This window comes from Streptomyces sp. NPDC014861 (assembly GCF_043081625.1).
Taxonomy (GTDB): domain Bacteria; phylum Actinomycetota; class Actinomycetes; order Streptomycetales; family Streptomycetaceae; genus Streptomyces.
Window position 1 is genome coordinate 16,684 of the sequence record NZ_JBIBWV010000006.1, and the last position, 20,071, is coordinate 36,754.

At 72.3% G+C, this 20,071-nt stretch carries 19 protein-coding genes; 9 read left to right on the forward strand and 10 right to left on the reverse strand.

Annotated features, from left to right (window positions below):
- Positions 1 to 48 precede the first annotated feature (48 nt).
- Together hemB and ACF1BN_RS14445 are read left to right on the forward strand one after the other, a co-directional pair.
- Entirely contained in the window at positions 49 to 1,053 is a 1,005-nt protein-coding gene (hemB, locus tag ACF1BN_RS14440) for a porphobilinogen synthase (RefSeq protein WP_392331939.1), read from the forward strand.
- A gap of 61 nt (positions 1,054 to 1,114) precedes the next feature.
- Positions 1,115 to 1,387, forward strand: a complete 273-nt coding sequence (locus ACF1BN_RS14445) for a DUF1876 domain-containing protein (RefSeq protein WP_392332293.1) — start codon at positions 1,115 to 1,117, stop codon at positions 1,385 to 1,387.
- Between the two features lie 56 nt (positions 1,388 to 1,443).
- On the opposite strand, the gene ACF1BN_RS14450 is transcribed toward ACF1BN_RS14445, so the two are convergent.
- Entirely contained in the window at positions 1,444 to 2,184 is a 741-nt protein-coding gene (locus ACF1BN_RS14450) for a DUF4232 domain-containing protein (RefSeq protein WP_392331940.1), read from the reverse strand.
- 366 nt (positions 2,185 to 2,550) lie between these two features.
- Here ACF1BN_RS14450 and ACF1BN_RS14455 point away from each other — a divergent pair, with 366 nt between their 5' ends.
- The gene (locus tag ACF1BN_RS14455) at positions 2,551 to 3,777 is read left to right on the forward strand and encodes a helix-turn-helix domain-containing protein (RefSeq protein ID WP_392331941.1); all 1,227 of its coding nucleotides are present in this window, start codon (positions 2,551 to 2,553) and stop codon (positions 3,775 to 3,777) included.
- Between the two features lie 19 nt (positions 3,778 to 3,796).
- Here ACF1BN_RS14455 and argS read toward each other — a convergent pair whose 3' ends face one another.
- A complete protein-coding gene (argS, locus tag ACF1BN_RS14460; RefSeq protein WP_392331942.1) occupies positions 3,797 to 5,560 on the reverse strand; it encodes an arginine--tRNA ligase in 1,764 nt (587 codons plus the stop codon).
- 264 nt (positions 5,561 to 5,824) lie between these two features.
- Between argS and lysS the strand changes: the two genes are divergently transcribed.
- Entirely contained in the window at positions 5,825 to 7,546 is a 1,722-nt protein-coding gene (gene lysS, locus ACF1BN_RS14465; RefSeq protein WP_392331943.1) for a lysine--tRNA ligase, read from the forward strand.
- 109 nt (positions 7,547 to 7,655) lie between these two features.
- Here the strand turns inward: lysS and ACF1BN_RS14470 are convergent, their stop codons facing one another.
- The 3 genes from ACF1BN_RS14470 to ACF1BN_RS14480 form a co-directional block, all read right to left on the reverse strand.
- Positions 7,656 to 9,146 (reverse strand): DUF2637 domain-containing protein, encoded by a 1,491-nt coding sequence (locus tag ACF1BN_RS14470; RefSeq protein WP_392331944.1) that lies wholly within the window; start codon positions 9,144 to 9,146, stop codon positions 7,656 to 7,658.
- Positions 9,147 to 9,316: 170 nt separating this feature from the next.
- Positions 9,317 to 10,057, reverse strand: coding sequence for a DUF3558 domain-containing protein (locus ACF1BN_RS14475; protein WP_392331945.1), 741 nt, complete (start codon positions 10,055 to 10,057; stop codon positions 9,317 to 9,319).
- Between the two features lie 143 nt (positions 10,058 to 10,200).
- On the reverse strand, positions 10,201 to 11,145 hold the full coding sequence (locus ACF1BN_RS14480) for a DUF3558 domain-containing protein (RefSeq protein ID WP_392331946.1): 945 nt from the start codon (positions 11,143 to 11,145) through the stop codon (positions 10,201 to 10,203).
- A gap of 174 nt (positions 11,146 to 11,319) precedes the next feature.
- Between ACF1BN_RS14480 and ACF1BN_RS14485 the strand changes: the two genes are divergently transcribed.
- Positions 11,320 to 12,513 carry an RtcB family protein gene (locus tag ACF1BN_RS14485; RefSeq protein ID WP_392331947.1) on the forward strand — a complete coding sequence of 398 codons (1,194 nt, stop codon included), beginning with the start codon at positions 11,320 to 11,322 and terminating at the stop codon, positions 12,511 to 12,513.
- Positions 12,514 to 12,881: 368 nt separating this feature from the next.
- On the opposite strand, the gene ACF1BN_RS14490 is transcribed toward ACF1BN_RS14485, so the two are convergent.
- Complete coding sequence (locus ACF1BN_RS14490) at positions 12,882 to 13,637, reverse strand: SDR family NAD(P)-dependent oxidoreductase (protein WP_392331948.1); 756 nt, start codon at positions 13,635 to 13,637, stop codon at positions 12,882 to 12,884.
- 121 nt (positions 13,638 to 13,758) lie between these two features.
- On the opposite strand from ACF1BN_RS14490, the gene ACF1BN_RS14495 reads away from it, so the two are divergent.
- Complete coding sequence (locus ACF1BN_RS14495; RefSeq protein ID WP_392331949.1) at positions 13,759 to 14,328, forward strand: hypothetical protein; 570 nt, start codon at positions 13,759 to 13,761, stop codon at positions 14,326 to 14,328.
- 20 nt (positions 14,329 to 14,348) lie between these two features.
- Here ACF1BN_RS14495 and ACF1BN_RS14500 read toward each other — a convergent pair whose 3' ends face one another.
- Positions 14,349 to 15,797 (reverse strand): FAD-dependent oxidoreductase, encoded by a 1,449-nt coding sequence (locus ACF1BN_RS14500; protein ID WP_392331950.1) that lies wholly within the window; start codon positions 15,795 to 15,797, stop codon positions 14,349 to 14,351.
- Between the two features lie 102 nt (positions 15,798 to 15,899).
- On the opposite strand from ACF1BN_RS14500, the gene ACF1BN_RS14505 reads away from it, so the two are divergent.
- Positions 15,900 to 16,460 carry a TetR family transcriptional regulator gene (locus ACF1BN_RS14505; RefSeq protein WP_392331951.1) on the forward strand — a complete coding sequence of 187 codons (561 nt, stop codon included), beginning with the start codon at positions 15,900 to 15,902 and terminating at the stop codon, positions 16,458 to 16,460.
- Between the two features lie 15 nt (positions 16,461 to 16,475).
- On the opposite strand, the gene ACF1BN_RS14510 is transcribed toward ACF1BN_RS14505, so the two are convergent.
- The gene (locus tag ACF1BN_RS14510; RefSeq protein ID WP_392331952.1) at positions 16,476 to 17,210 is read right to left on the reverse strand and encodes a Mut7-C RNAse domain-containing protein; all 735 of its coding nucleotides are present in this window, start codon (positions 17,208 to 17,210) and stop codon (positions 16,476 to 16,478) included.
- Between the two features lie 144 nt (positions 17,211 to 17,354).
- Here ACF1BN_RS14510 and ACF1BN_RS14515 point away from each other — a divergent pair, with 144 nt between their 5' ends.
- Positions 17,355 to 17,795, forward strand: a complete 441-nt coding sequence (locus tag ACF1BN_RS14515; protein ID WP_392331953.1) for a GNAT family N-acetyltransferase — start codon at positions 17,355 to 17,357, stop codon at positions 17,793 to 17,795.
- Here ACF1BN_RS14515 and ACF1BN_RS14520 read toward each other — a convergent pair.
- Together ACF1BN_RS14520 and ACF1BN_RS14525 are read right to left on the reverse strand one after the other, a co-directional pair.
- Complete coding sequence (locus tag ACF1BN_RS14520) at positions 17,779 to 18,330, reverse strand: GNAT family N-acetyltransferase (RefSeq protein WP_392331954.1); 552 nt, start codon at positions 18,328 to 18,330, stop codon at positions 17,779 to 17,781. The genes ACF1BN_RS14515 and ACF1BN_RS14520 overlap by 17 nt on opposite strands.
- A 14-nt stretch (positions 18,331 to 18,344) precedes the next feature.
- Positions 18,345 to 19,229 (reverse strand): DUF6597 domain-containing transcriptional factor, encoded by an 885-nt coding sequence (locus ACF1BN_RS14525; RefSeq protein ID WP_392331955.1) that lies wholly within the window; start codon positions 19,227 to 19,229, stop codon positions 18,345 to 18,347.
- A 159-nt stretch (positions 19,230 to 19,388) separates the two neighbouring features.
- On the opposite strand from ACF1BN_RS14525, the gene ACF1BN_RS14530 reads away from it, so the two are divergent.
- A complete protein-coding gene (locus ACF1BN_RS14530) occupies positions 19,389 to 20,042 on the forward strand; it encodes a TIGR03086 family metal-binding protein (RefSeq protein WP_392331956.1) in 654 nt (217 codons plus the stop codon).
- Positions 20,043 to 20,071 lie beyond the last annotated feature (29 nt).

The window sequence follows — 20,071 nt, forward strand, 5'->3', positions numbered from 1 at the left end:
AACAGGGTGTCGGTAAGTGGGGTGCGGGGGCGGGCGTAGATTCGGGGGATGAACTCGTATGGAAGCTTTCCCGGGGCCCGGCCGCGTCGGCTGCGGACGACGCCCGCCATGCGGCGGATGGTGGCCGAGACCCGCCTCGACCCGGCCGACCTGATCCTGCCCGCGTTCGTGCGCGAGGGCGTCACCGAGCCCGTGCCGATCGGCGCGATGCCCGGCGTCGTCCAGCACACGCGGGACAGCCTGCGGAAGGCCGCGGTGGAGGCCCTGGAGGCGGGCGTCTCCGGGATCATGCTCTTCGGCGTGCCGGAGGACGCCAAGAAGGACGCGCTCGGCACGGCGGGCACGGATCCGGACGGGATCCTCCAGGTCGCCATCAGGGACGTCCGCGCCGAGGTCGGCGACGAGCTCGTGATCATGTCGGACCTCTGCCTCGACGAGTACACCGACCACGGCCACTGCGGCGTCCTCGCCGAGGACGGCCGGGTCGACAACGACGCCACCCTGGAGCGCTACGCCGAGATGGCGCAGGTCCAGGCCGACGCCGGCGTCCACGTCGTCGGACCCTCCGGGATGATGGACGGCCAGGTCGGGGTGATCCGCGACGCGCTGGACACCATCGGCAAGGAGGACGTGTCGATCCTCGCGTACACCGCGAAGTACTCCTCCGCCTTCTACGGCCCCTTCCGCGAGGCCGTAGGCTCGTCCCTCACCGGCGACCGCAAGACCTACCAGCAGGACCCCGCCAACCTCCGCGAGTCGATGCGCGAGCTGGCGCTGGACCTGGAGGAGGGCGCGGACATGGTGATGGTGAAGCCCGCCGGGCCCTACCTGGACGTGCTCGCGAAGGTCGCGGAGTCCGTGGACGTGCCCGTCGCCGCTTACCAGATCAGCGGCGAGTACGCGATGGTCGAGGCCGCCGCCGAGAAGGGCTGGATCGACCGCGACAAGGCGATCCTGGAGACCCTCACCGGCATCCGCCGGGCCGGTGCCCAGATGATCCTCACCTACTGGGCCACCGAGGTGGCGCGGAAGCTCGGGTCGGCTCGCCGCTGACCGCCGGGCGGCGCACCCTGGAGAGGTACCCGACAGGTACCTCCCGGAGGTGGTCCTCATGATGAACACGCTCGTCGGCTGGCATGTCGACATGGAGTTCAAGGAGGAGGGGGACCGGACGCGGGCGGCGGCCATGGTCCGGCTCTCGGACGGCTCCGAGTTCCGGGCTCACGGCACCGCCCACCGCCACCCCTCCGATCCGGAACAGCTGAAGGTCGGCGAGGAGATCGCCGGGGCCCGCGCCCTGATGGACCTGGCCTCGCAGCTGCTCCAGAAGGCGCACGCGGAGATCGACGAGGCGTCCGGGCGGACCTCGTACCCGATCAACCGCTGACGCCGGATCCCGGGCGTCAGCAGGCGTCAGCGGGCGTCGGCAGGCGTCAGCGGGCGTCAGTACTGGAGGGCGTCCTCCAGCTCCCGCTGCCAGTACGAGACGGCGGCGCCGTCGTCCACGTACGTGCCCTTCGGCGCCGCCACCGTCTCCATGCTGTCCGTGGTCAGGTTCACCTTGATCGTGCGGACGGTCGTGCCGTGTGTGTCCCCGCCCGGCTCCCCGGTGAGGATCAGGGACGCGTAGGCCGACTCCCCGGGCAGCAGGGTCACCACGGCCTGCGGCTTGCTCTCCTCCACGATCCTGATCGGCGCCTGGCTCTCGTCGAAACCGACCAGGGGCGCGCCCATGGCGTCGCAGCGCCGGCCGCCGGTGTTCGTGATCGTCAGCGCCAGGTGGTTGATCGGCCGGGTGACCTTGCTCGCCACGACCTTCACGTCCGCGGCGGTGCAGGGGCGGCTGGCCGGGACGTCGTCGCCGTCGGCCGACGGACGGGGCTTGGCCGTGGTGGGGGTGGGTGCGGGCTTGCCGGGGGGCGTGGTCCGGGTCGGCTCGGGGGCCGGCTCAGGGGTCCCGGTCGGGGACGAGGCGGGGGTCCGGGCCGGAGTCCCGGTCGGGGTCGCGGTCCGGGTCGGCTCGGCGGTCGTCGGCGTCGCCGCCGGCGCGGTGGTGGTGTGCCGCGGCTTCTCCGGGGACTCGGCCGTCGGCTCCTGGTCGGTGGACTGGCAGGCCGTGAGGGCGAGCGCCGCGGCGAGTGCGGCGGTGGGCAGGGCGAGGCGGCGGCGGACGGACGTGCGCATGGTGGTTCCCCCGTGGGTGGTCGGTCGGTCGGTCAGGTCGGTCGGGTCGGTCGGGTCGGTCGGTTCGGTCGGTTCGGTGGTGCGGGTGGTGCGGGGTTTGAGCTGTGGTTCTCTGCCGCGGGCGGCCTTCAGCGGCCGTCGAGCAGGGTGATCACGATCGCGGTGCAGATGACCAGCACCATCAGCGCCAGAGCGTCGGTGACGCGGCTGTTCGGCATGGCTCCATGCTGCGAGCCGGTGTGACCCGGTGTCGATCGACGCGGGACAATGAGGAACGCTGGAACGCTTCCACCCCCGGTGACCTGGGGAGACGTACCTCGCCCGGAACGCGTTCCTGGGACGCCGACAGTGACGGGGGAGCGACGGATGGACACCGGGGACCGGCTCGCGGGACTGCTCAAGGGGCTCAAGGAGCGGTCGGGGCTGAGTTACGGCGCCCTCGCCAAACGCCTCCACGTCAGCACCTCCACCCTCCACCGGTACTGCAACGGCGACGCCGTCCCGACCGACTTCGCCCCCGTGGAACGGCTCGGCCGGATCTGCGGGGCCTCACGGGAGGAACTCGTCGCCCTCCACCGCGCCTGGATCGTCGCGGACGAGACCCGGGGTCGGAGCGGCGAGCCGGGGGAGCGGGGCGGGGGAGAGGACGTCTCCGCCGAGACGGGTGAGCCCGGTGGGGCCGGTGGGGCCAGTGGTGCCACTGGGGCCGGTGGCGTCACCGGTGCCGTCGGGGTCGGCGAGGTTGCTGCGGCCACCGAGGTCGGTGCGGCTCCCGAGGCCACCGAGGGTTCCGCACCCGCCGAGCCCGTCGTCGTGGTGACGGCACAGGCTCCGGAGGGCGTCGTGCCGAGTTCCCGGGTGCGGTTCAAGAGCGCCCTCGCGGCCGTGGCCGTCGTCGCGCTCGCGGTACCGGGGGCCTTCCTCGTGGCTCGGGGCGGGGAGAAGGAGCCGCCCGCGGGCTCCGCCGTGCCCGCCGCGCCCGCTCCGCTGAACGCCGGCGTCAGCTCGTACAACTGGGCCGAGCCCTGCGGCCAGTACTTCGTCCTCGACCAGCGGCCGGAACACGTGCCGCCGCCGCCCCCGCCTCAGGACACCCGCGGATGGGGCCGCGCGCTCGGCGGGATCGACGGCGGGCACATGCAGCTCCAGGTCACCGTCACCGGACGTACCCAGGAGCCGGTCGTCCTGTCACGGCTCCACGTCCGGGTCGTCGACCGCGACGAGCCGCCGGAGCACGCCGTGTACTCCATGGGCGACGGCTGCGGCAGCGGGATCACCCCGCAGACCTTCGCCGTCGACCTCGACGCTCCCCGGCCGTACGTGAAGCCGGTCGCCGGGCAGGACGGGGACCGGGTCGTGCCCGCCAAGAACTTCCCGTACCAGGTCGCCACCGGGAACGCGCAGGTCCTCAACCTGGACGTGCACACCGAGGAGCACGCCGTCGCCTGGTACCTGGAGCTGGACTGGAGCACCGGCGACAGGAAGGGGACGGTACGCGTGGACGACGGCGGACAGCCGTTCCGCACCAGCGCGATCGAGGGCCGTACGGTCTACGGCTACTGGCCCGACAAGGGCGAGTGGGTCGCGCAGTGACCCACCCGCCCCGACGGCGTCAGAGGCGCTCGGGCGTCCGGATGCCGAGCAGCGCCATGCCCTGGTGGAGCGTGCGGGCCGTCAGGTCGCAGAGGAAGAGACGGTTCTCCACCTGCGCCGGGGTGTCCGCCTTGAGCACGGGGCACTCCGAGTAGAACGTCGTGTACAGCGAGGCCAGCTGGTACAGGTAGGCGGCCAGCTTGTGCGGGGCGTACTCGGCGGCGGTCTCCTCGATCGCCTCGCCGAAGCCGTCGGCATGCAGACCGAGGGCCCGCTCCGACGGCGCCAGCTCCAGCTCCGGGTGGGCGACCGGCTTCGCGTCCCCGGCCTTCCGCAGGATCGACTGGATACGCGCGTACGCGTACTGGAGGTACACCGACGTGTCGCCGTTGAGCGACACCATCTGGTCCAGGTCGAACTTGTAGTCGCGGGCCGCCGAGGTCGACAGGTCCGCGTACTTCACCGCGCCGATGCCCACCTGGGCACCCCGCTCGGTGATCTCGTCCTCGGTGAGGTCCTGGGCCTTCTCGCGGACCACGGCAGAGGCGCGGTCGATCGCCTCGTCCAGCAGGTCCACCAGCCGGACCGTCTCGCCCTCACGGGTCTTGAACGGCTTGCCGTCCTTGCCCAGGACCGTGCCGAAGGCCAGCTGGACGGCCTTCACGTCGTCGTTCAGCCAGCCGGCCCGGCGGGCCGTCTCGAAGATCATCTTGAAGTGCAGCGACTGGCGGGCGTCCACCACGTACAGCAGCGTCGACGCCTTCAGGCCCTGCACCCGGTCGCGGATCGCGGACAGGTCCGTCGCCGCGTAGCCGAAACCGCCGTCGGACTTCTGGACGATCAGCGGGACCAGGTTGCCGTCCGGGCCCTTGATGTCGTCGAAGAACACGCACAGCGCGCCCTCGGAGCGGACCGCGACGCCCGACTCCTCCAGCAGCCGGCAGGTCTCCTGCAGCATGTCGTTGTAGCCGGACTCGCCGACGATGTCGGGGTCGCGGATGTCCATGTCGAGCTTGTCGAAGACCGAGTAGAAGTAGATCTTCGACTCGTCGACGAACCGCTGCCACAGGGCGAGCGTCTCCTCGTCACCGGCCTGGAGGTCCACCACGCGGGCGCGTGCCCGGGTCTTGAACTCCTCGTCGGCGTCGAACAGCGCGCGGGACGCCTTGTACAGCCGGTTCAGGTTCGACATGGCCTCCTCGCCGGAGACCTCCGCGTCCTCGCTCCTGTGGTCCAGCTCGTGCGGGTGCTCGATCAGGTACTGGATGAGCATGCCGAACTGGGTGCCCCAGTCGCCGATGTGGTGGCGGCGGATCACGGTCTCACCCGTGAACTCCATGATCTCCACCATCGCCGCGCCGATCACCGCCGAACGGAGGTGGCCGACGTGCATCTCCTTCGCCACGTTCGGCTGCGCGTAGTCGATGACCGTCGTGCCCGCCGCCTCGTTCAGCGGCACGCCCAGACGCGCGTCGGCGGCGCGGGCCGCCAGGGTCTCGACGATCGCCGCGTCCGACACGGTGATGTTGAGGAAACCGGGGCCCGAGACCTCGATCTCCTTCAGCACGTCGTTCGCCGGGATCGACTCGACGACCTTGGTCGCCAGCTCACGCGGATTGCCCTTGAGCCGCTTGGCCAGCGCCAGGATGCCGTTGGCCTGGAAGTCGGCCCGGTCGCTTCGTCGCAGCAGCGGGTCGGCGGAACCGGCCTCCGGCAGGGCTGCCGAGAGGCCTTCCGCGAGGCGCTGCTGCACGGTCGAAGCGAGGGAAGGGACCGAGGCCATGAGCTTCCGTTCCTGTTGTGTCGGGTCCGGGTGTCCGGTGTGTCGGGTCCGGGTCCGGTGGTCTGATTCGCTTGTCAAGTGTCCCATGGGCGGGCAAGGGCTTTTGCTGGCCCGTGCCCAATCTGTGGACAGACGGCCCGAGCCGGCTCCCGAGGAGAACCCGCCTGTGGACAACCTCGGGACGCTCCGTTCCGTCTGGGACAATGGCAGGCGTAAGGCTTCGAGGGATTCCCCGCAGGATCTGGAAAGAAGGACGTACCGACCGTGGCTCAGAGCAGCACCGAGACCGACTGGGTCTCCCGTTTCGCGGACGAGGTCATCACCGAGTCGGAGCGACGTGCGCCTGGCAAACCGGTCGTCGTCGCCTCCGGCCTCTCCCCCTCCGGCCCGATCCACCTCGGCAACCTCCGCGAGGTCATGACCCCGCACCTGGTCGCCGACGAGATCCGCCGCCGCGGGTACACCGTCCGCCACCTCATCTCGTGGGACGACTACGACCGCTACCGCAAGGTGCCCAACGGCATCGAGGGCATCGACGAGTCCTGGGCCGACCACATCGGCAAGCCCCTGACCTCCGTCCCCGCCCCCGCCGGCTCGCCCCACGCCAACTGGGCCGAGCACTTCAAGGCCGCCATGGTCGAGGCGCTGGCCGAACTCGGCGTCGAGTACGACCCGATCAGCCAGACCGAGCAGTACACCTCCGGCGTCTACCGCGAGCAGATCCTGCACGCCATGCGCCGCCGAGGCGACATCGACGCCATCCTCGACCAGTACCGGACGAAGAAGGCCCCCAAGAAGCAGTCCCAGAAGCCGGTCGACGAGGCCGAGCTGGAGGCCGCCGAGGGCTCCGGCGCGGCCGCCGAGGACGACGGCTCCGGCGGCGGCGCGGGCTACTTCCCGTACAAGCCCTACTGCGGGCAGTGCGGCAAGGACTTCACCACCGTCACCGCCTACGACGACGACACCACCGAGCTGAGCTACACCTGCACCACCTGCGGCTTCGCCGAGACCGTCAAGCTCAGCGAGTTCAACCGCGGCAAGCTCGTGTGGAAGGTCGACTGGCCCATGCGCTGGGCCTACGAGGGCGTCATCTTCGAGCCCTCCGGCGTCGACCACTCCTCGCCCGGCTCCTCCTTCCAGGTCGGCGGCCAGATCGTCACGCTCTTCGACGGCGTCCAGCCCATCGGCCCCATGTACGCCTTCGTCGGCATCAGCGGCATGGCCAAGATGTCCTCCTCGAAGGGCGGCGTGCCCACCGCCGCCGACGCCCTGGAGATCATGGAGCCGCAGCTGCTCCGCTGGCTCTACGCCCGCCGCCGGCCCAACCAGTCCTTCAAGATCGCCTTCGACCAGGAGATCCAGCGGCTCTACGACGAGTGGGACAAGCTGGAGGCCAAGGTCGCCGACGGCACCGTGCTGCCCGCCGACGCCGCCGCCCACACGCGTGCCGCCCGCACCGCGGCCGGCGAGCTGCCGCGCACCCCGCGCCCGCTCCCGTACCGCACGCTCGCCTCGGTCGCCGACATCACCGCCGGCCACGACGAGCAGACCCTCCGGATCCTCACCGAGCTCGACCCGGAGTCCCCGGTCACCTCGCTCGACGAGGTCCGGCCGCGCCTCGACCGCGCCGAGAACTGGATCACCACCCAGGTCCCGGCCGACCAGCGCACCGTCGTCCGCGAGGAGCCCGACACCGAGCTCCTCGGCTCCCTGGACGACGAGGGCCGCGAGTCCCTGCGCCTCCTCCTGGAGGGCCTGGACAGCCACTGGTCCCTCGACGGCCTGACCACGCTCGTCTACGGCGTTCCGAAGGTCATGGCCGGCCTCACCCCCGAGGCCAAGCCCACCCCGGAGCTGAAGGTCGCGCAGCGCTCCTTCTTCGCCCTCCTCTACAAGCTCCTCGTGAGCCGCGAGACGGGCCCCCGCCTCCCCACCCTCCTCCTCGCCGTCGGCGCGGACCGGGTGCGGAAGCTGCTCGGCGCCTGACCTGACGAAGCCGAAGGGCCGCCCCCCGTGATCGGGGGCGGCCCTTCGGCTTCGTGTGCGTGGGTCGTGGTGCGTAGTGCGTGGGGGTGGTGAGGGTGTTGCGGGTGGGTCAGGAGGGGTCGTACGCCTGCATCTCCTCGCGGACGCGCTCCTGCACCTCCGGGGTGACCAGCTGGAGCAGGTCGGACTGGGGCTCAGGGAGCTGCTGGAAGCCGTACGCCTCCGCCACCATCTGATCCAGCTCGAACGGTGTCGGGAAGCGCTCGTACTCCTGCACGAAGCCGTACGTCACCTTGTAGGCGATCTCCCGGAACTCCTCCATCTGCGGGTCGGGCGGCTGGAGCGGGTCGGGCTGCTGAAGCACCCCGTACAGCTCCGGACGCGCCGACTCGGGCTCCGGCGGCACTTCGGCTCCGGGGACGTCCTCGCGAGCGTCGTCCGGGAGCTGCTCCTGCGCCGGCACCCGGTCCTGCTCCTGGTCCTGGTCCTGTGCCTGGATCCGGACCTGGTCCTGGGCCTGGGCCTGTTCCTGAACCTGATTCCGGACCTGATCCTGGGCCTGTTCCGCCGTCTGCGCGGTGTACGAGCCCCCGTAACCCTCCGGAGTGACCTGCGGGGCGTCGAACCACGGGCTCTCGTGGTTCGGGTGCGGCGGCTCCTGCGCCCGCTGGGCCTGCGGCTGCGCCTGCGGTTGCTGCTGTGGGGCGGGGGCCTGCTGCGGGTGGGGCTGAGGCTGCGGTCCCTGAGCGGGCTGAGCCGCCGGGAGCTCTTGGAGGCCCTGCGCAGGAGCCTGGACCCCCTTGACCATGGCCAGCGGCTGCGGCTGCGGCTGCGTGGCCTGCGCCGGGATCTGCGCGTGGTTCGGGTGCGCCGGGAGCTGCGGCTGGTTCGGGTGCGGCGGGATCAGGACCGGCTCCACGCCCGCCGCCGCCAGACCCGCCGGAGCCGTCTCCGCGAGCGGTACGCCGTACCGGGCGAGCCGCAGCGGCATCAGCGCCTCCACCGGCGCCTTGCGCCGCCAGCCGCGGCCGAAACGTGCCTGCAGCCGGGCCTGGTAGATCAGCCGCTCCTGCTCCAGCTTGATCACCTGGTCGTACGAGCGCAGCTCCCACAGCTTCATCCGCCGCCACAGCCGGAACGTCGGCACCGGCGACAGCAGCCAGCGGGTCAGGCGCACGCCCTCCATGTGCTTGTCGGCGGTGATGTCCGCGATCCGGCCCACCGCGTGCCGTGCCGCCTCGACCGCGACCACGAACAGCATCGGGATGACCGCGTGCATGCCCACGCCCAGCGGGTCGGGCCACGCCGCCGCGCCGTTGAACGCGATCGTCGCCGCCGTCAGGATCCACGCCGTCTGCCGCAGCAGCGGGAACGGGATCCGCAGCCACGTCAGCAGCAGGTCCAGGGCGAGCAGCACACAGATGCCCGCGTCGATGCCGATCGGGAAGAAGTACGAGAACGTACCGAAGCCCTTGTGCACGGCAAGCTCGCGCACGGCCGCGTACGAACCCGCGAAACCGATCCCCGCGATGATCACCGCGCCGCCGATGACGAGCCCGATGAGTATGCGGTGTGTGCGTGTCAGCTCCATCGCGGCCACCCGCGATCCCCTCCCGTGATTCGACGTTCGCGGGCCCCAGAGTGGCACACGTGAGCGAAGCCCGACCCCCTGGGGAGGGACGGGCTCCGCTCGGACACGCCTGTCTGTGCTGATTTGTGGCACTACCCGCGCGGCCGACCGGGGTTGGTGGCCGCCTCCGACGGGTACGCCTACTTGTTGGCCGCGGCCACCGCGGCGACCGCTTCCTTCGCCGCCTTCGTCGCACCCTCGACGATCTTCTTCGTCTCCGGGGTCGGCGCGCCCGCGTACCCGGCGCCGTTGTACGACAGCAGCACCAGCACGTTGCCGGTCCGGGCCACGACCGAGGCGTACACGAAGTCCTCGTCGGTCTTCTTCACGGTGTACGTGACCGTCTTCGCCTCGTCGCCGATGCCCTTCGCCGCCACGGTGCTCAGCTTCTTCGCACCCGTGGTGGCCTGGACCTTGCCGAGCTCCTTGGCGAAGTTCTCCTGCGCGCGGGCCTGGCCGCTGCCCAGCGACACCTCGGAGTCGTACCGGTAGAAGGACACGTCCAGCCAGCGGTACTGCGAGCCCTTGACGCCCTTGTCCTCCAGGCCGTTCCAGGAGCAGCCGCCGCGCTGCGACAGGTCGGAGGAGGCGGCCGCCGTCCCCTTCGCGGCCTTGGCCTTCGGCACCAGCGAGGCCGTCGTCTTCGCCGCGAGCGCCTTGCACGCGGACGGCAGCTTCGAGAACTTCGCCGGCTCGACCGTCGGGGTCGGCGAGGGGGTCGCCGACGCGGTCGCGGTCGCCTTCCCCTGCCCCGCGCCGGCGTCACCGGCCCCGTTACCGTCGCCGCTTCCCGAGTCCGAGGAGCAGCCGGCGACGACGAGCATCACCGGGACGGCTGCGGCGGCGAGAATGCGGGTGAGTCGCGGAGCTGATCGCTGCATGGTTCCTTCAGTCGCTTGTCGTACGGCCGGTGCCGCTTGTCGTACGGCCGGTGCCGGCCGGCGGCCCTGGCGGCCCTGGGTACGCCGACACGTTACGTGGTCCCCGTCGTCCGGGGTCGGGCGCGGGACGCCGGGGCAGCGGGCTACTCCTCCAGCCGGTCGGCCAGCAGCCGGGCCAGATTCTGCGCCCTGTCCTGCAGTTCCTTGCTGTCCGGGGCGGGCGCCACCCCGGTCGTGCGCTGCCGGTACTCGACCGTCACGACCACGTTCGATGTGCGGAACACCACGCTCACGACCCGCTGCTGACCGTTCCCGCCGGGCTTGCCGAGCTTGTCGTCGACGAACGCGATCTCGCCGAGCCCGCCGAGCGTCCGCGGTTCCAGACCGGTCGTCGCCGGGGCGGAGGGGGTGCCCGTGGGGCTGGTGGGGCCGGTGGCGGGGGCCCCGGTGGGAGACGCCGGGGCGGTCCCCGTCCCCGCGCCGGTCGCCGCCGCGCCGGTCGTGGGCGTGGCAGGGGTGGCGGGATCGGCGGAGGCGGAGGGCGATGCGGGAGCCGACGTGGAGGTGGATGCCGAGGAGGACGGCGAGGTGGGAGTGGCGGTCGGGGTCTCCGGTACGACGATCCCGGCCGCGAGCTGCTTGCGGGTGTAGACCTCCTGCGCCCGGGCCGCGTCGCTGACCGTCGGGTCGTACGAGACCACCCGCTCCACGTCGAGCACCAGTCGGTGCGCGCCGTTCTCGGCGTCCGCGTTCCAGGTGCAGCCGACGCGCCGGTCAGTGTCGTACGTGACGGCGGGCGTGCCGCGGAGGGCCTTGGCGCGCTCGGCGTCGGTCATCGCGGCGGTGCCGGGCAGCAGCTCGCGCAGCGTGGCGTGCGGGACGGCGCGGCAGGGCTCGAAGAGCGTGCGGTAGCGGCCGGGCGGCGCGACGGGCGCGGCGGCGACGCCCGCCTTCGCGTCGAGGGCGACGTCCTCGGCGGGGTCGGCGGCGGAGCAGCCGGTCAGGGCGCCGAGTGTGACGGCGAGACCGGCGCCCAGACCGAGGAGGGTGCCGGGAGCGCTGCCGGGTGAGTACCTCTTTCGCTGCACCGTCCCAGGCTCCCTTCTCCCGAAGTCATTCCCGAAAACCCTTTGCCGCCCCCTGGAGGCGGATGGACACAATGTCTATCGCACGCGCAGCCGTTGATGCCGGTCCGCCGTCACCTGTACGGGCTTTGGCTCCGGTTTTTGCGTTATCAGACTTTTCGGGGGAATCGAGGAAGTATGTCGTATGTAGAGGTACCGGGTGCGCAGGTGCCCATCCGGATGTGGGCCGATCCTTCCACGGTGGAGGGCGGCGCGATGCAGCAGCTGCGGAACGTGGCTACGCTGCCGTGGATCAAGGGCCTCGCCGTCATGCCGGACGTGCACTACGGCAAGGGCGCGACGGTGGGCTCGGTCATCGCCATGAAGGACGCGGTCTGTCCCGCGGCGGTGGGTGTGGACATCGGCTGCGGGATGTCGGCCGTCAAGACCTCACTGACGGCGAACGACCTCCCGGGCGACCTCTCCCGCCTCCGCTCGAAGATCGAGCAGGCCATCCCGGTCGGTCGCGGCATGCACCGTGAAGAGGTCGAACCGAAGCGCCTCTACCAGTTCCCGACCTCCGGCTGGGACGACTTCTGGTCGCGCTTCGACGGGGTGGCGGACGCGGTGAAGTTCCGTCGCGAGCGGGCGGCACTGCAGATGGGAACCCTCGGAGCCGGCAACCACTTCGTGGAGCTCTGTGTCGACACGTCCGATTCGGTGTGGCTGATGCTGCACTCGGGCTCCCGCAACATCGGCAAGGAACTCGCGGAGCACCACATCGGTGTGGCGCAGAAACTGCCGCACAACCAGGGGCTCATCGACCGCGACCTGGCCGTCTTCGTGTCCGAGACGCCGCAGATGGCTGCCTACCGGCACGACCTCTTCTGGGCGCAGGAGTACGCGAAGTACAACCGCGCGATCATGATGGCGCTCTTCCAGGAAGTCGTCCGCAGGGAGTTCCGGAAGGCGAGGGTGTCCTTCGAGCCGGTGATCTCCTGCCACCACAACTACGTGGCGGAGGAGCGGTACGAGGGGATGGACCTGCTCGTGACCCGTAAGGGCGCGATCCGGGCCGGATCCGGGGAGTTCGGCATCATCCCCGGTTCGATGGGCACCGGCTCGTACATCGTGAAGGGCCTCGGGAACCCGGCCTCGTTCAACTCGGCCTCGCACGGCGCCGGCCGGAAGATGAGCCGGAGCGCGGCGAAGCGGCGCTTCTCCACGCGTGACCTGGAGGAGCAGACGCAGGGCGTGGAGTGCCGCAAGGACTCCGGCGTCGTGGACGAGATTCCGGGCGCGTACAAGCCGATCGAGAAGGTCATCGAGCGGCAGACGGACCTCGTCGAGGTCGTCGCCAAGCTCAAGCAGGTCATCTGCGTGAAGGGCTGAAGGCCGAAGGCCGAAGGCTGATGGGCTTGGAGGGCTGATGGGCTTGGAGGGCTGATGGACTTGAGGGGCTGATGGGCTTGGAGGGCTGATGGCTTGAGGGGCTGATGGGCTTGAAGGGCTGAAGGGCTGAAGGGCTGAAGGGTGCGGGGCGCGGACGTGGTGGCGCCCCGCACCCTCGTGTGCAGTCGGCGGGCATGGCGACCCGCCCCTCGAACGGGACGGGAATCCCGACCGAGGGGCGTCGCCCGTCGTGGAGTTGTCCTCGACGGCGGGCCGGCTGCGTGCGCCGTGCGGGTGCTGTGCGGGTGCCGTGCGGACGATCCACGGGGTGATCGGGTGGGCGATCGGGTGGGGTCACCCGTTCCTGTCTACGGCTCGCGGTGGAGCTTGGTGTTGGAGGCCTGGGCTCGGGGGCGGACGACCAGGAGGTCGATGTTGACGTGCGGGGGGCGGGTGCAGGCCCAGGTGATGGTGTCGGCGACGTCGTCGGCGGTGAGGGGATCGGCGACGCCGTCGTAGACCTTGGCGGCGCGGTCGGTGTCGCCGCGGAAGCGGGTGGTGGCGAACTCCTCGGTCTTGACCAGACCGGGGGCGATCTCGATGACGCGCACGGGGGTGCCGACGATCTCCAGGCGGAGGGTCTCCGCGATGACGCGGGCGCCGTTCTTGGCGGCGACGTAGCCGGCGCCGCCCTCGTAGGTGGCGTGGCCCGCGGTGGAGGAGAGGACGACGACGGTGCCGTCGCCGCTCGCGGTGAGAGCGGGCAGGAGGGCCTGGGTCATGTGGAGGGTGCCGAGGACGTTGACGTCGTACATGCGGCGCCAGTCCTCGGGGTCGCCGGTGGCGACGGGGTCGAGGCCGAGGGCGCCTCCGGCGTTGTTCACGAGGACGGCGAGGGTGCGGAACGCGGTGGCGAACTCGTCGACGGCGGCGCGGTCGGTGACGTCGAGGGCATAGGCGGTGGCCTGGTGGCCGGCCTCGGTGATCTCGGCGGCGAGGGCCTCGATGCGGTCCTTGCGTCGGGCGGTGAGGACCACGCGGTAGCCGGCGGCGGCCAGCTGCCGGGCCGTGGCGGCGCCGATGCCGCTGCTCGCTCCGGTGATGACGGCGATGGGGGCGGACATGGCGGAGGCTCCTCGCACAGGTGGTCGGGCGGTGTGGTGGCCAGGATAGGCGGCGGCGCGGGCGGACACGCGGGCTGACAGATTGTCAGTAAATGGGATGGTCTGTGGGTATTTTCTGCCTATGCGTGCGATTTCTGAGGGTGTGCTCGGCGCCGTGCTCGCGGCGCTGGTGGTGCTGGGGACCGGGACGGCCGCCGGAGCGGCCGACGGCCGCGGTGGCGAGGCGGTCGGGGTCGAGACCGTCGTGGCCGAGGCGGTCGGGCGTGGGGCGGTCGGGCGTGGGGCGGTCGGGGTCGAGGCGGTCGGGGGTGAGGCGGATCTTGCCCATCACGGCCATGTGTCCCTGTGGGGCGGGCGGGTCGGAGTGTGGCTGGTGACGGAGAACCACGGGCCGTCCGATGTCGCCGATGCCACCGTCCGGCTGGCCTTCTCCGCGCCGATGGCGGGTGGTCAGGTGCTGCCCCCGGGCTGTCTGTGGAGCAGCGCCCGGGTGGTGTCCTGCCGGACGGGTGCGCTCCCGGACGGGGGTGCCGCCGGTGAGCTGGCGCTGGATCTCCGGGCGGCGGGGCTGCCGCAGGAGCTGACGGTGGAGGTGAGCACGGCCTGGCGGGCCGGCGGGCCGGACGGGAACCCCGTCAACGATCGGCACCGGGTGCTGGTGCTCGCGACCGGGGATCCGTACGTCTTCTGACCCTGGGGGCGGTGGGGTGGTCACCGGCTGCTCCACAGGACGTAGCCGTCGGGGCGGACGAGGGTCGTGGTGCGGCGCGCGGGGTCCGTCCAGGTGGCCCGGACGGCGCGGTCGGCGGTGGTCGGCGCGAGCGGCGGGAGGGCCGGGGTGACGCCCTCGGGGGCGATGAGGACGAACTCGCCCGTGCGCAGAAGCGCGTGCAGGCGGCCCTCGCGGAGCGGTACGTCGGGGGCGCGGCGTCCGGAGGTGCGACCGCCACCGGGTACGGGGGCGTAGGCGATGCCGAGGCCGCTGATCATGCCGAGGGCCTTGGCGGACGCGGGGCGGAAGGTGTTGAGGGCGGTGGTGGCCAGGGCCCGCAGGGCGCGGGTGGCGGGGGTGTGTGCCATGGCGAGGCGGATGAGGGCGCCGCTGCTGCGCAGGACCATGGCGCCGACGGGGTGGCGCTCGGCCTGGTAGCTGTCGAGGAGGGCTTCGGGGTCGGGGGCGTCGCCGCGGTGGACGGCGATGAGCTTCCAGGAGAGGTTGGCGGCGTCCTGGAGGCCGGTGTTCATGCCCTGGCCGCCGGCGGGGGAGTGGATGTGGGCGGCGTCGCCGGCGAGGAGGACGCGGCCGACGCGGTAGGCGGGGACCTGCCGCTCGTCGCTGTGGAAGCGGGAGATCCAGCGGGCGTCGTGCATGCCGTGGTCGGTGCCGAGGGCGCGCCGGGCGAGGGCGCGGACCTCGTCGAGGTCGACGGGCTCGCTGTCGGGGACCTGGCGGGTGCGGTCCCAGCCCATCACGCGGTACCAGCCGTCGCCGAAGGGGGCGATGAAGGCGAAGGCGCCGCCTGAGCCGTTGACGGTGAGGGATTCGGCGGGTTCGTCGGTGAGTCTGACGTCGGCGAGGACGATCGAGCGGATGACGCTGTCGCCGGGGAAGGGGAGGCCGAGGGCGGTGCGGACGGTGCTGCGGTGGCCGTCGGTGCCGACGAGGTGGCGGGCGCGGAGGGTGAGGGGGGTGTCGTCGGGGCCGGTGAGTGCGGCGGTGACGCCGTCGGCGTCCTGGTGGAGGGAGTGCAGGGCGGTGTCGTGGCGGAAGGTGACGCCGGAGTCGATCGCGCGCTGTTCCAGGAGGCGCTCGACCTCGTACTGGGGCGTGATGAGGAGGTGGTCGAAGCGGGAGGGGAGGCGGCGGAGGTCGAGGGAGAGGCTGCCGAAGAGGCGCATCCGGGTGAGGGGGGTGCCGGTGGTCTCGAGGGCGTCGGCGAGGCCGCGGGTGTCGAGGAGTTCGAGGGTGCGGGCGTGGACGCCGAAGGCGCGGGTGAGGTTGGAGCGGCCGGCGGGGCGGCGCTCGACGAGGGTGACGTGGAGGCCGGCCGCGGCGAGGTCGCCGGCGAGGAGGAGTCCGGTGGGGCCGGCGCCGACGACGATGACGTCGGTGTCGGTGGGGGTGGTGCCTTCGGCGGTGCGGTGGTCGGTGGTGCTCATGGCTGGCCTCCGATCGGTCAACGCTTGTTTGCCTACGCTTGTTGGCAACGGTAGAGCGCCTCGCCGCGACGTGTCAACACTTGTTGGCCTACAATTGTGGGCATGACGACCGCACGCCGATCCGACGCCACCCGGGCCGCGATCCTGGAGGCCGCCCGCGAGCGCTTCGCCGCCGACGGGTACGAGCGCGCCACGATCCGGGCCATCGCCCGCGACGCCGGGATCGACCCCTCGATGGTCATGCGCTACTACGGCAACAAGGAGGGGCTGTTCGCCGCCGCGTCCGAGTTCGACCTCGACCTGCCCGCCCTGGGTGCGCTGCCCTCCAAGCACATCGGCGCGGTGCTCGTGAACCACTTCCTCGACCGCTGGGAGCGCGACGACGTGCTCACCGGGCTGCTCAGGGTCGGTGTCACCAACGACGCGGGCGCCGACCGCATGCGGGCGATCTTCGAGGCGCAGCTCGGCCCCGTCACCCTCGGCGTCTGCCCCAGGCCCGAGGAGGCCCCGGAGCGGGCCGCGCTCGTCGCCTCGCAGATCCTCGGCATGGCGCTCGCCCGCTACGTGCTCCGCCTGCCTCCGGCCGCCGGGATGAGCCGGGACGAGCTGGTGGCCTGGCTCGCGCCGACCGTCCAGCGGTACCTCACCGCCGAGACCCCCTGAGCCCGGGGGCGGACCTCAGGAGGCGGCGGCGCCGAACTCGCGTACCGCCTCGTCGACGATCGCTTCCAGACGGGCGTGGTGCGCGCCCCGCCAGTAGACCCGCTCGCACTCCTCGCACCGCGCGAACACGTCGTACGTCTTCTCGGTGCCCTGCTCCAGGCGCTCGCGCACCTCGTCCTTGCCGGTGTCCGTCAGGAGGCCGTTGCAGGCGGTGCAGCGGGTCCAGGGCGCCAGCCGCGGAGCGAAGCGCTCCAGGACGTCACGGAGCTGGTCGTCCGGCCGGTCGCTGTACACGTACGCCCCCGCCCACAGCTCGCGGCGGCGCAGGAGGCCCCGGTCGCGGGTGAGCATGACCCGCCGCTCCTGGGCGGAGAGCGCGGCGAGTGCGGGGTCGCCGATGTCCTCGTTCTCGTAGGCGGCGTCCACACCGAGCAGCCGCAGCCGCCGGGCCAGGGTGCCCAGGTGCACGTCGAGCAGGAACCGGAGAGGCGCGCCGGGCACCGGCTGCGGGCGGGCGACGTCCTCGACCTCGACGCGCTCGCCGGCCGACGGCACGTGCGCGTGCGCCACGGGGTGGCCGTCGACCAGGAGCCTGCCGGCCTCGGTGAGCGGGACGCCGAGCGACTCGACGACATGGCCCAGCGAGGAGACGCCGTCGGTGGCCACGGCCGTACGCCCCGAGCGCCGCTCGGCGGCGACGAAGACGGCCAGGCCGGGGGCGAAGCTGATCTGGATCTCCGGTCCGTTCACGGGGACAGGATCGCACCGGGTCCCGGCGGCGGGCCAGGCAATTCCCGGCCCGGCGCGACGGTGCGCCCGGCACCGGCCGAAGGTCCGAGCCGCTCGGAGCCGATCGGGGGAGACGCCCGGGCACGGCTGGGCTACCGTCCCCGCATGAAGATCATCGACCTCGAACCCGGCGACCCCCGGCTGGAGAGCGACCTCCTGCCGGTCCTCGTCGAACTGCGACCGCACCTCACCCCCGCCCTCTTCCAGGAGGTGTACGCGCGCGGCCACGCGCAGGGCCTGCGCTTCTCCGCCGCCTACGGCGACGACGGACGGTGCGTCGGAGCGGCCGGCTGGCGGCTCGTCTTCAACACCAGCTCGCTCAGCAATCTGTACGTCGACGATCTGGTGACCGCCTCCGACGCCCGCTCCACCGGCGTCGGCCACGCGCTCATCGCCCATCTGGAGGGCCACGCCCGCGCGGCCGGCTGCCACACGCTGAACCTCGACTCCGGCACCCACCGCACCGGCGCCCACCGCTTCTACCTGCGCGAGCGCTTCGACATCGCGGCCTTCCACTTCGTGCGGCCGCTCACCGATCCGCGGTAGCACCCAGGTCGAGCCGCCAGTCGTTGCAGCGCATCGGGCGGCCCGGCGGGTACTCGAAGTCCTGCTCCCCGAGCAGGTCGAAGCCCGCCTTGCGGCACACCGCGTTCGACGCGGCGTTCCCCACCGACGGGAAGGCGTGCAGATGGCGGTGGAGGCCCGCGGCCCGGGCCTGCTCCGCCACCGCGCGCGTGGCCAGGGTCGCGACGCCACGCCCCTGGAAGCCCGGCAGGACCGCCCAGCCCGTCTCGTACACCGGCTCGCCGTTCCAGGTGGTCGCCCAGAAGCCGATGCTGCCCGCGACGCGCTCCTCGGGCAGCAGCACGACCCGGAACATCCGGCCCCTGCTCGAGGTGTCGGCGCTCAGGTCCACATACCGCCGGTGGCGCCGCTCCAGCTGCTCCTCGGTCTCCGGACCGCCCAGGTGCTCCATCAGCTCGGGCGCGTTCAGTGCGCGCAGCAGTCCGGCGTCCGCCTCGGACCAGGCCTCGAGACGTACGGACGCGGTGGAGGCGGTCTTCCCGGGCAGCTCGCTCATGCGCGCACGGTACGTCACGGCACCGACAGCCCCCGGGCGTACGCGGTCGGGGAGAGGCCCACGGTGGAGGTGAAGTCCCGGACGAGATGGGCCTGGTCGCTGTAGCCGAGTTCGGCCGCGAGGTCCGCCCAGTCCGGCGCCGCGCCCTCCTCGGCCCGCTCCAGGGCCTCGTGGAGGCGGTAGCGCAGGATCACCCACTTCGGACCGACGCCGACGTGGGAGGCGAAGAGCCGCTGGAGGGAGCGGGGCGAGAGGCCCGAGAGCCGGGCCAGCCGGCCCACCCGCAGGACCGTGCGATCGGTGCGGACCAGCTCCACCAGCTCCATCGCCTGGTCGGCGGCGGGGTCCGGGGCGGGCCCGCGGGCGAGGAGGAAGGCGTCGAGCGCCGCCACGCGCGCGTGGTCGTCGTCCGGGGAGAGGACGGAAGAGAGCACGGCGTCGAGCGCGGCGCCGTCCGCGGTGCCGTCGCCCGCGGGGCCGCGGGTGTCCGGGAAAGCCTCGTGCAGGGCGACCCGGCGGCTCGTCCAGAACGAGACGGGCCGTGCCGGGGCGAAGGGGCGGAAGCCGCCGGGCCGGAACTGCACCCCGCAGACCCGCCCCTCCCCTTCGAGCCGCTGCGTGAACAGCCCCAGCCCGATTCCCGAGACCTCCGCCGACCGGCGGGCGGCCCGGGGCCCCGCGCCCGGCGGGCCGTACCGCTGGAAGACGACGTTCACCGACGGGTGCGGGACGACATGGGTGGTGTACGGCTCCGGCAGCGACCAGTCGATCAGCCAGTAGTGCTCCAGGTACGGACGCAGCTCCGGCGCCGGGAGGTGACGGCGGAAGCGGACCCGGGAGAACAGCTCGGCGGGGGCGACGATGCCCCGGGCGTCCCGGCGCGGTGCAGGGTCGGGCATGCCTCCGATCCTAGAGGCGCGCGGCCGTCGGACGCCGGGCCGAGTCGCCGGGCGAGCTTTGGCCCCTGCTGTCCCTAGGGGGCGGAGATCGGGGGCGGGCCGGGGTTCGTGGCGCGTTTCTTCAAGACCGGGTCGGGGAGTTCTCATAGCGTCGGGGCCATGACGTACGACGACAAGCACCCGGGATCCGACGACACGACCGCTCGCACCGACGAGTCGCACCTTGCCTTCGAGAAGAGTGATGCCTCCCTCGGCGTCCTGCTCCGCGCCGCCTCCGACCGGGCCGTCCCCCTGATCGCGGGCACGGACGACGCCTCGCTCGGCGCGCCCACGCCCTGCGCCGAGTACGACGTCCGCGCCCTGCTGAACCACCTGTTCTCGGTGGTGGTCAACTTCCAGGCGCTCGCGGCCAAGGAGGCGGCCGACTTCTCCGCGACCCCCGACCGGCTCGCGGAGCCCGAGTGGCGCGAGCGCTTCGCGGCGGAGACCGCGAAGCTGGTGGAGGCGTGGGCGGCGCCGGGGGCCGAGGAGGGGACCTCGGGGGCGATGGGGCTGCCGGCCAGGACGGTCGGGGCGATGGTGCTGCTCGACCTCACCGTGCACGCGTGGGACCTGGCGAGGGCGACCGGGCGGGAGTTCGAGCCCGATCCGGAGGTGGTGGCCGGGCTGGTGGACGAGGTGGAGGGGATGGCGCCGATGGCCCGGAAGATGGACGTGTTCGGTGACGCCGTCGAGCTCCCGCCCGGCGCGAGCACCTTCGAGCGGCTCCTCGCGACGACGGGCCGTGACCCTCGCGTCGGCCCGACGGGCTGACGCCCCGGGCCGCGGGGCGGGCCGACGCC

What these genes read in the sequence shown, in the direction of transcription:
- hemB (WP_392331939.1), top strand. Translation starts at nt 49, where the DNA reads ATGAACTCGTATGGAAGCTTTCCCGGGGCCCGGCCGCGTCGGCTGCGG.
- ACF1BN_RS14495 (WP_392331949.1), top strand. Translation starts at nt 13,759, where the DNA reads ATGCGTGCGATTTCTGAGGGTGTGCTCGGCGCCGTGCTCGCGGCGCTG.
- ACF1BN_RS14505 (WP_392331951.1), top strand. Translation starts at nt 15,900, where the DNA reads ATGACGACCGCACGCCGATCCGACGCCACCCGGGCCGCGATCCTGGAG.
- ACF1BN_RS14520 (WP_392331954.1), bottom strand. Translation starts at nt 18,330, where the DNA reads ATGAGCGAGCTGCCCGGGAAGACCGCCTCCACCGCGTCCGTACGTCTC.
- ACF1BN_RS14485 (WP_392331947.1), top strand. Translation starts at nt 11,320, where the DNA reads ATGTCGTATGTAGAGGTACCGGGTGCGCAGGTGCCCATCCGGATGTGG.
- ACF1BN_RS14455 (WP_392331941.1), top strand. Translation starts at nt 2,551, where the DNA reads ATGGACACCGGGGACCGGCTCGCGGGACTGCTCAAGGGGCTCAAGGAG.
- ACF1BN_RS14500 (WP_392331950.1), bottom strand. Translation starts at nt 15,797, where the DNA reads ATGAGCACCACCGACCACCGCACCGCCGAAGGCACCACCCCCACCGAC.
- argS (WP_392331942.1), bottom strand. Translation starts at nt 5,560, where the DNA reads ATGGCCTCGGTCCCTTCCCTCGCTTCGACCGTGCAGCAGCGCCTCGCG.
- ACF1BN_RS14530 (WP_392331956.1), top strand. Translation starts at nt 19,389, where the DNA reads ATGACGTACGACGACAAGCACCCGGGATCCGACGACACGACCGCTCGC.
- ACF1BN_RS14490 (WP_392331948.1), bottom strand. Translation starts at nt 13,637, where the DNA reads ATGTCCGCCCCCATCGCCGTCATCACCGGAGCGAGCAGCGGCATCGGC.
- ACF1BN_RS14515 (WP_392331953.1), top strand. Translation starts at nt 17,355, where the DNA reads ATGAAGATCATCGACCTCGAACCCGGCGACCCCCGGCTGGAGAGCGAC.
- ACF1BN_RS14525 (WP_392331955.1), bottom strand. Translation starts at nt 19,229, where the DNA reads ATGCCCGACCCTGCACCGCGCCGGGACGCCCGGGGCATCGTCGCCCCC.
- ACF1BN_RS14445 (WP_392332293.1), top strand. Translation starts at nt 1,115, where the DNA reads ATGAACACGCTCGTCGGCTGGCATGTCGACATGGAGTTCAAGGAGGAG.
- ACF1BN_RS14475 (WP_392331945.1), bottom strand. Translation starts at nt 10,057, where the DNA reads ATGCAGCGATCAGCTCCGCGACTCACCCGCATTCTCGCCGCCGCAGCC.
- ACF1BN_RS14450 (WP_392331940.1), bottom strand. Translation starts at nt 2,184, where the DNA reads ATGCGCACGTCCGTCCGCCGCCGCCTCGCCCTGCCCACCGCCGCACTC.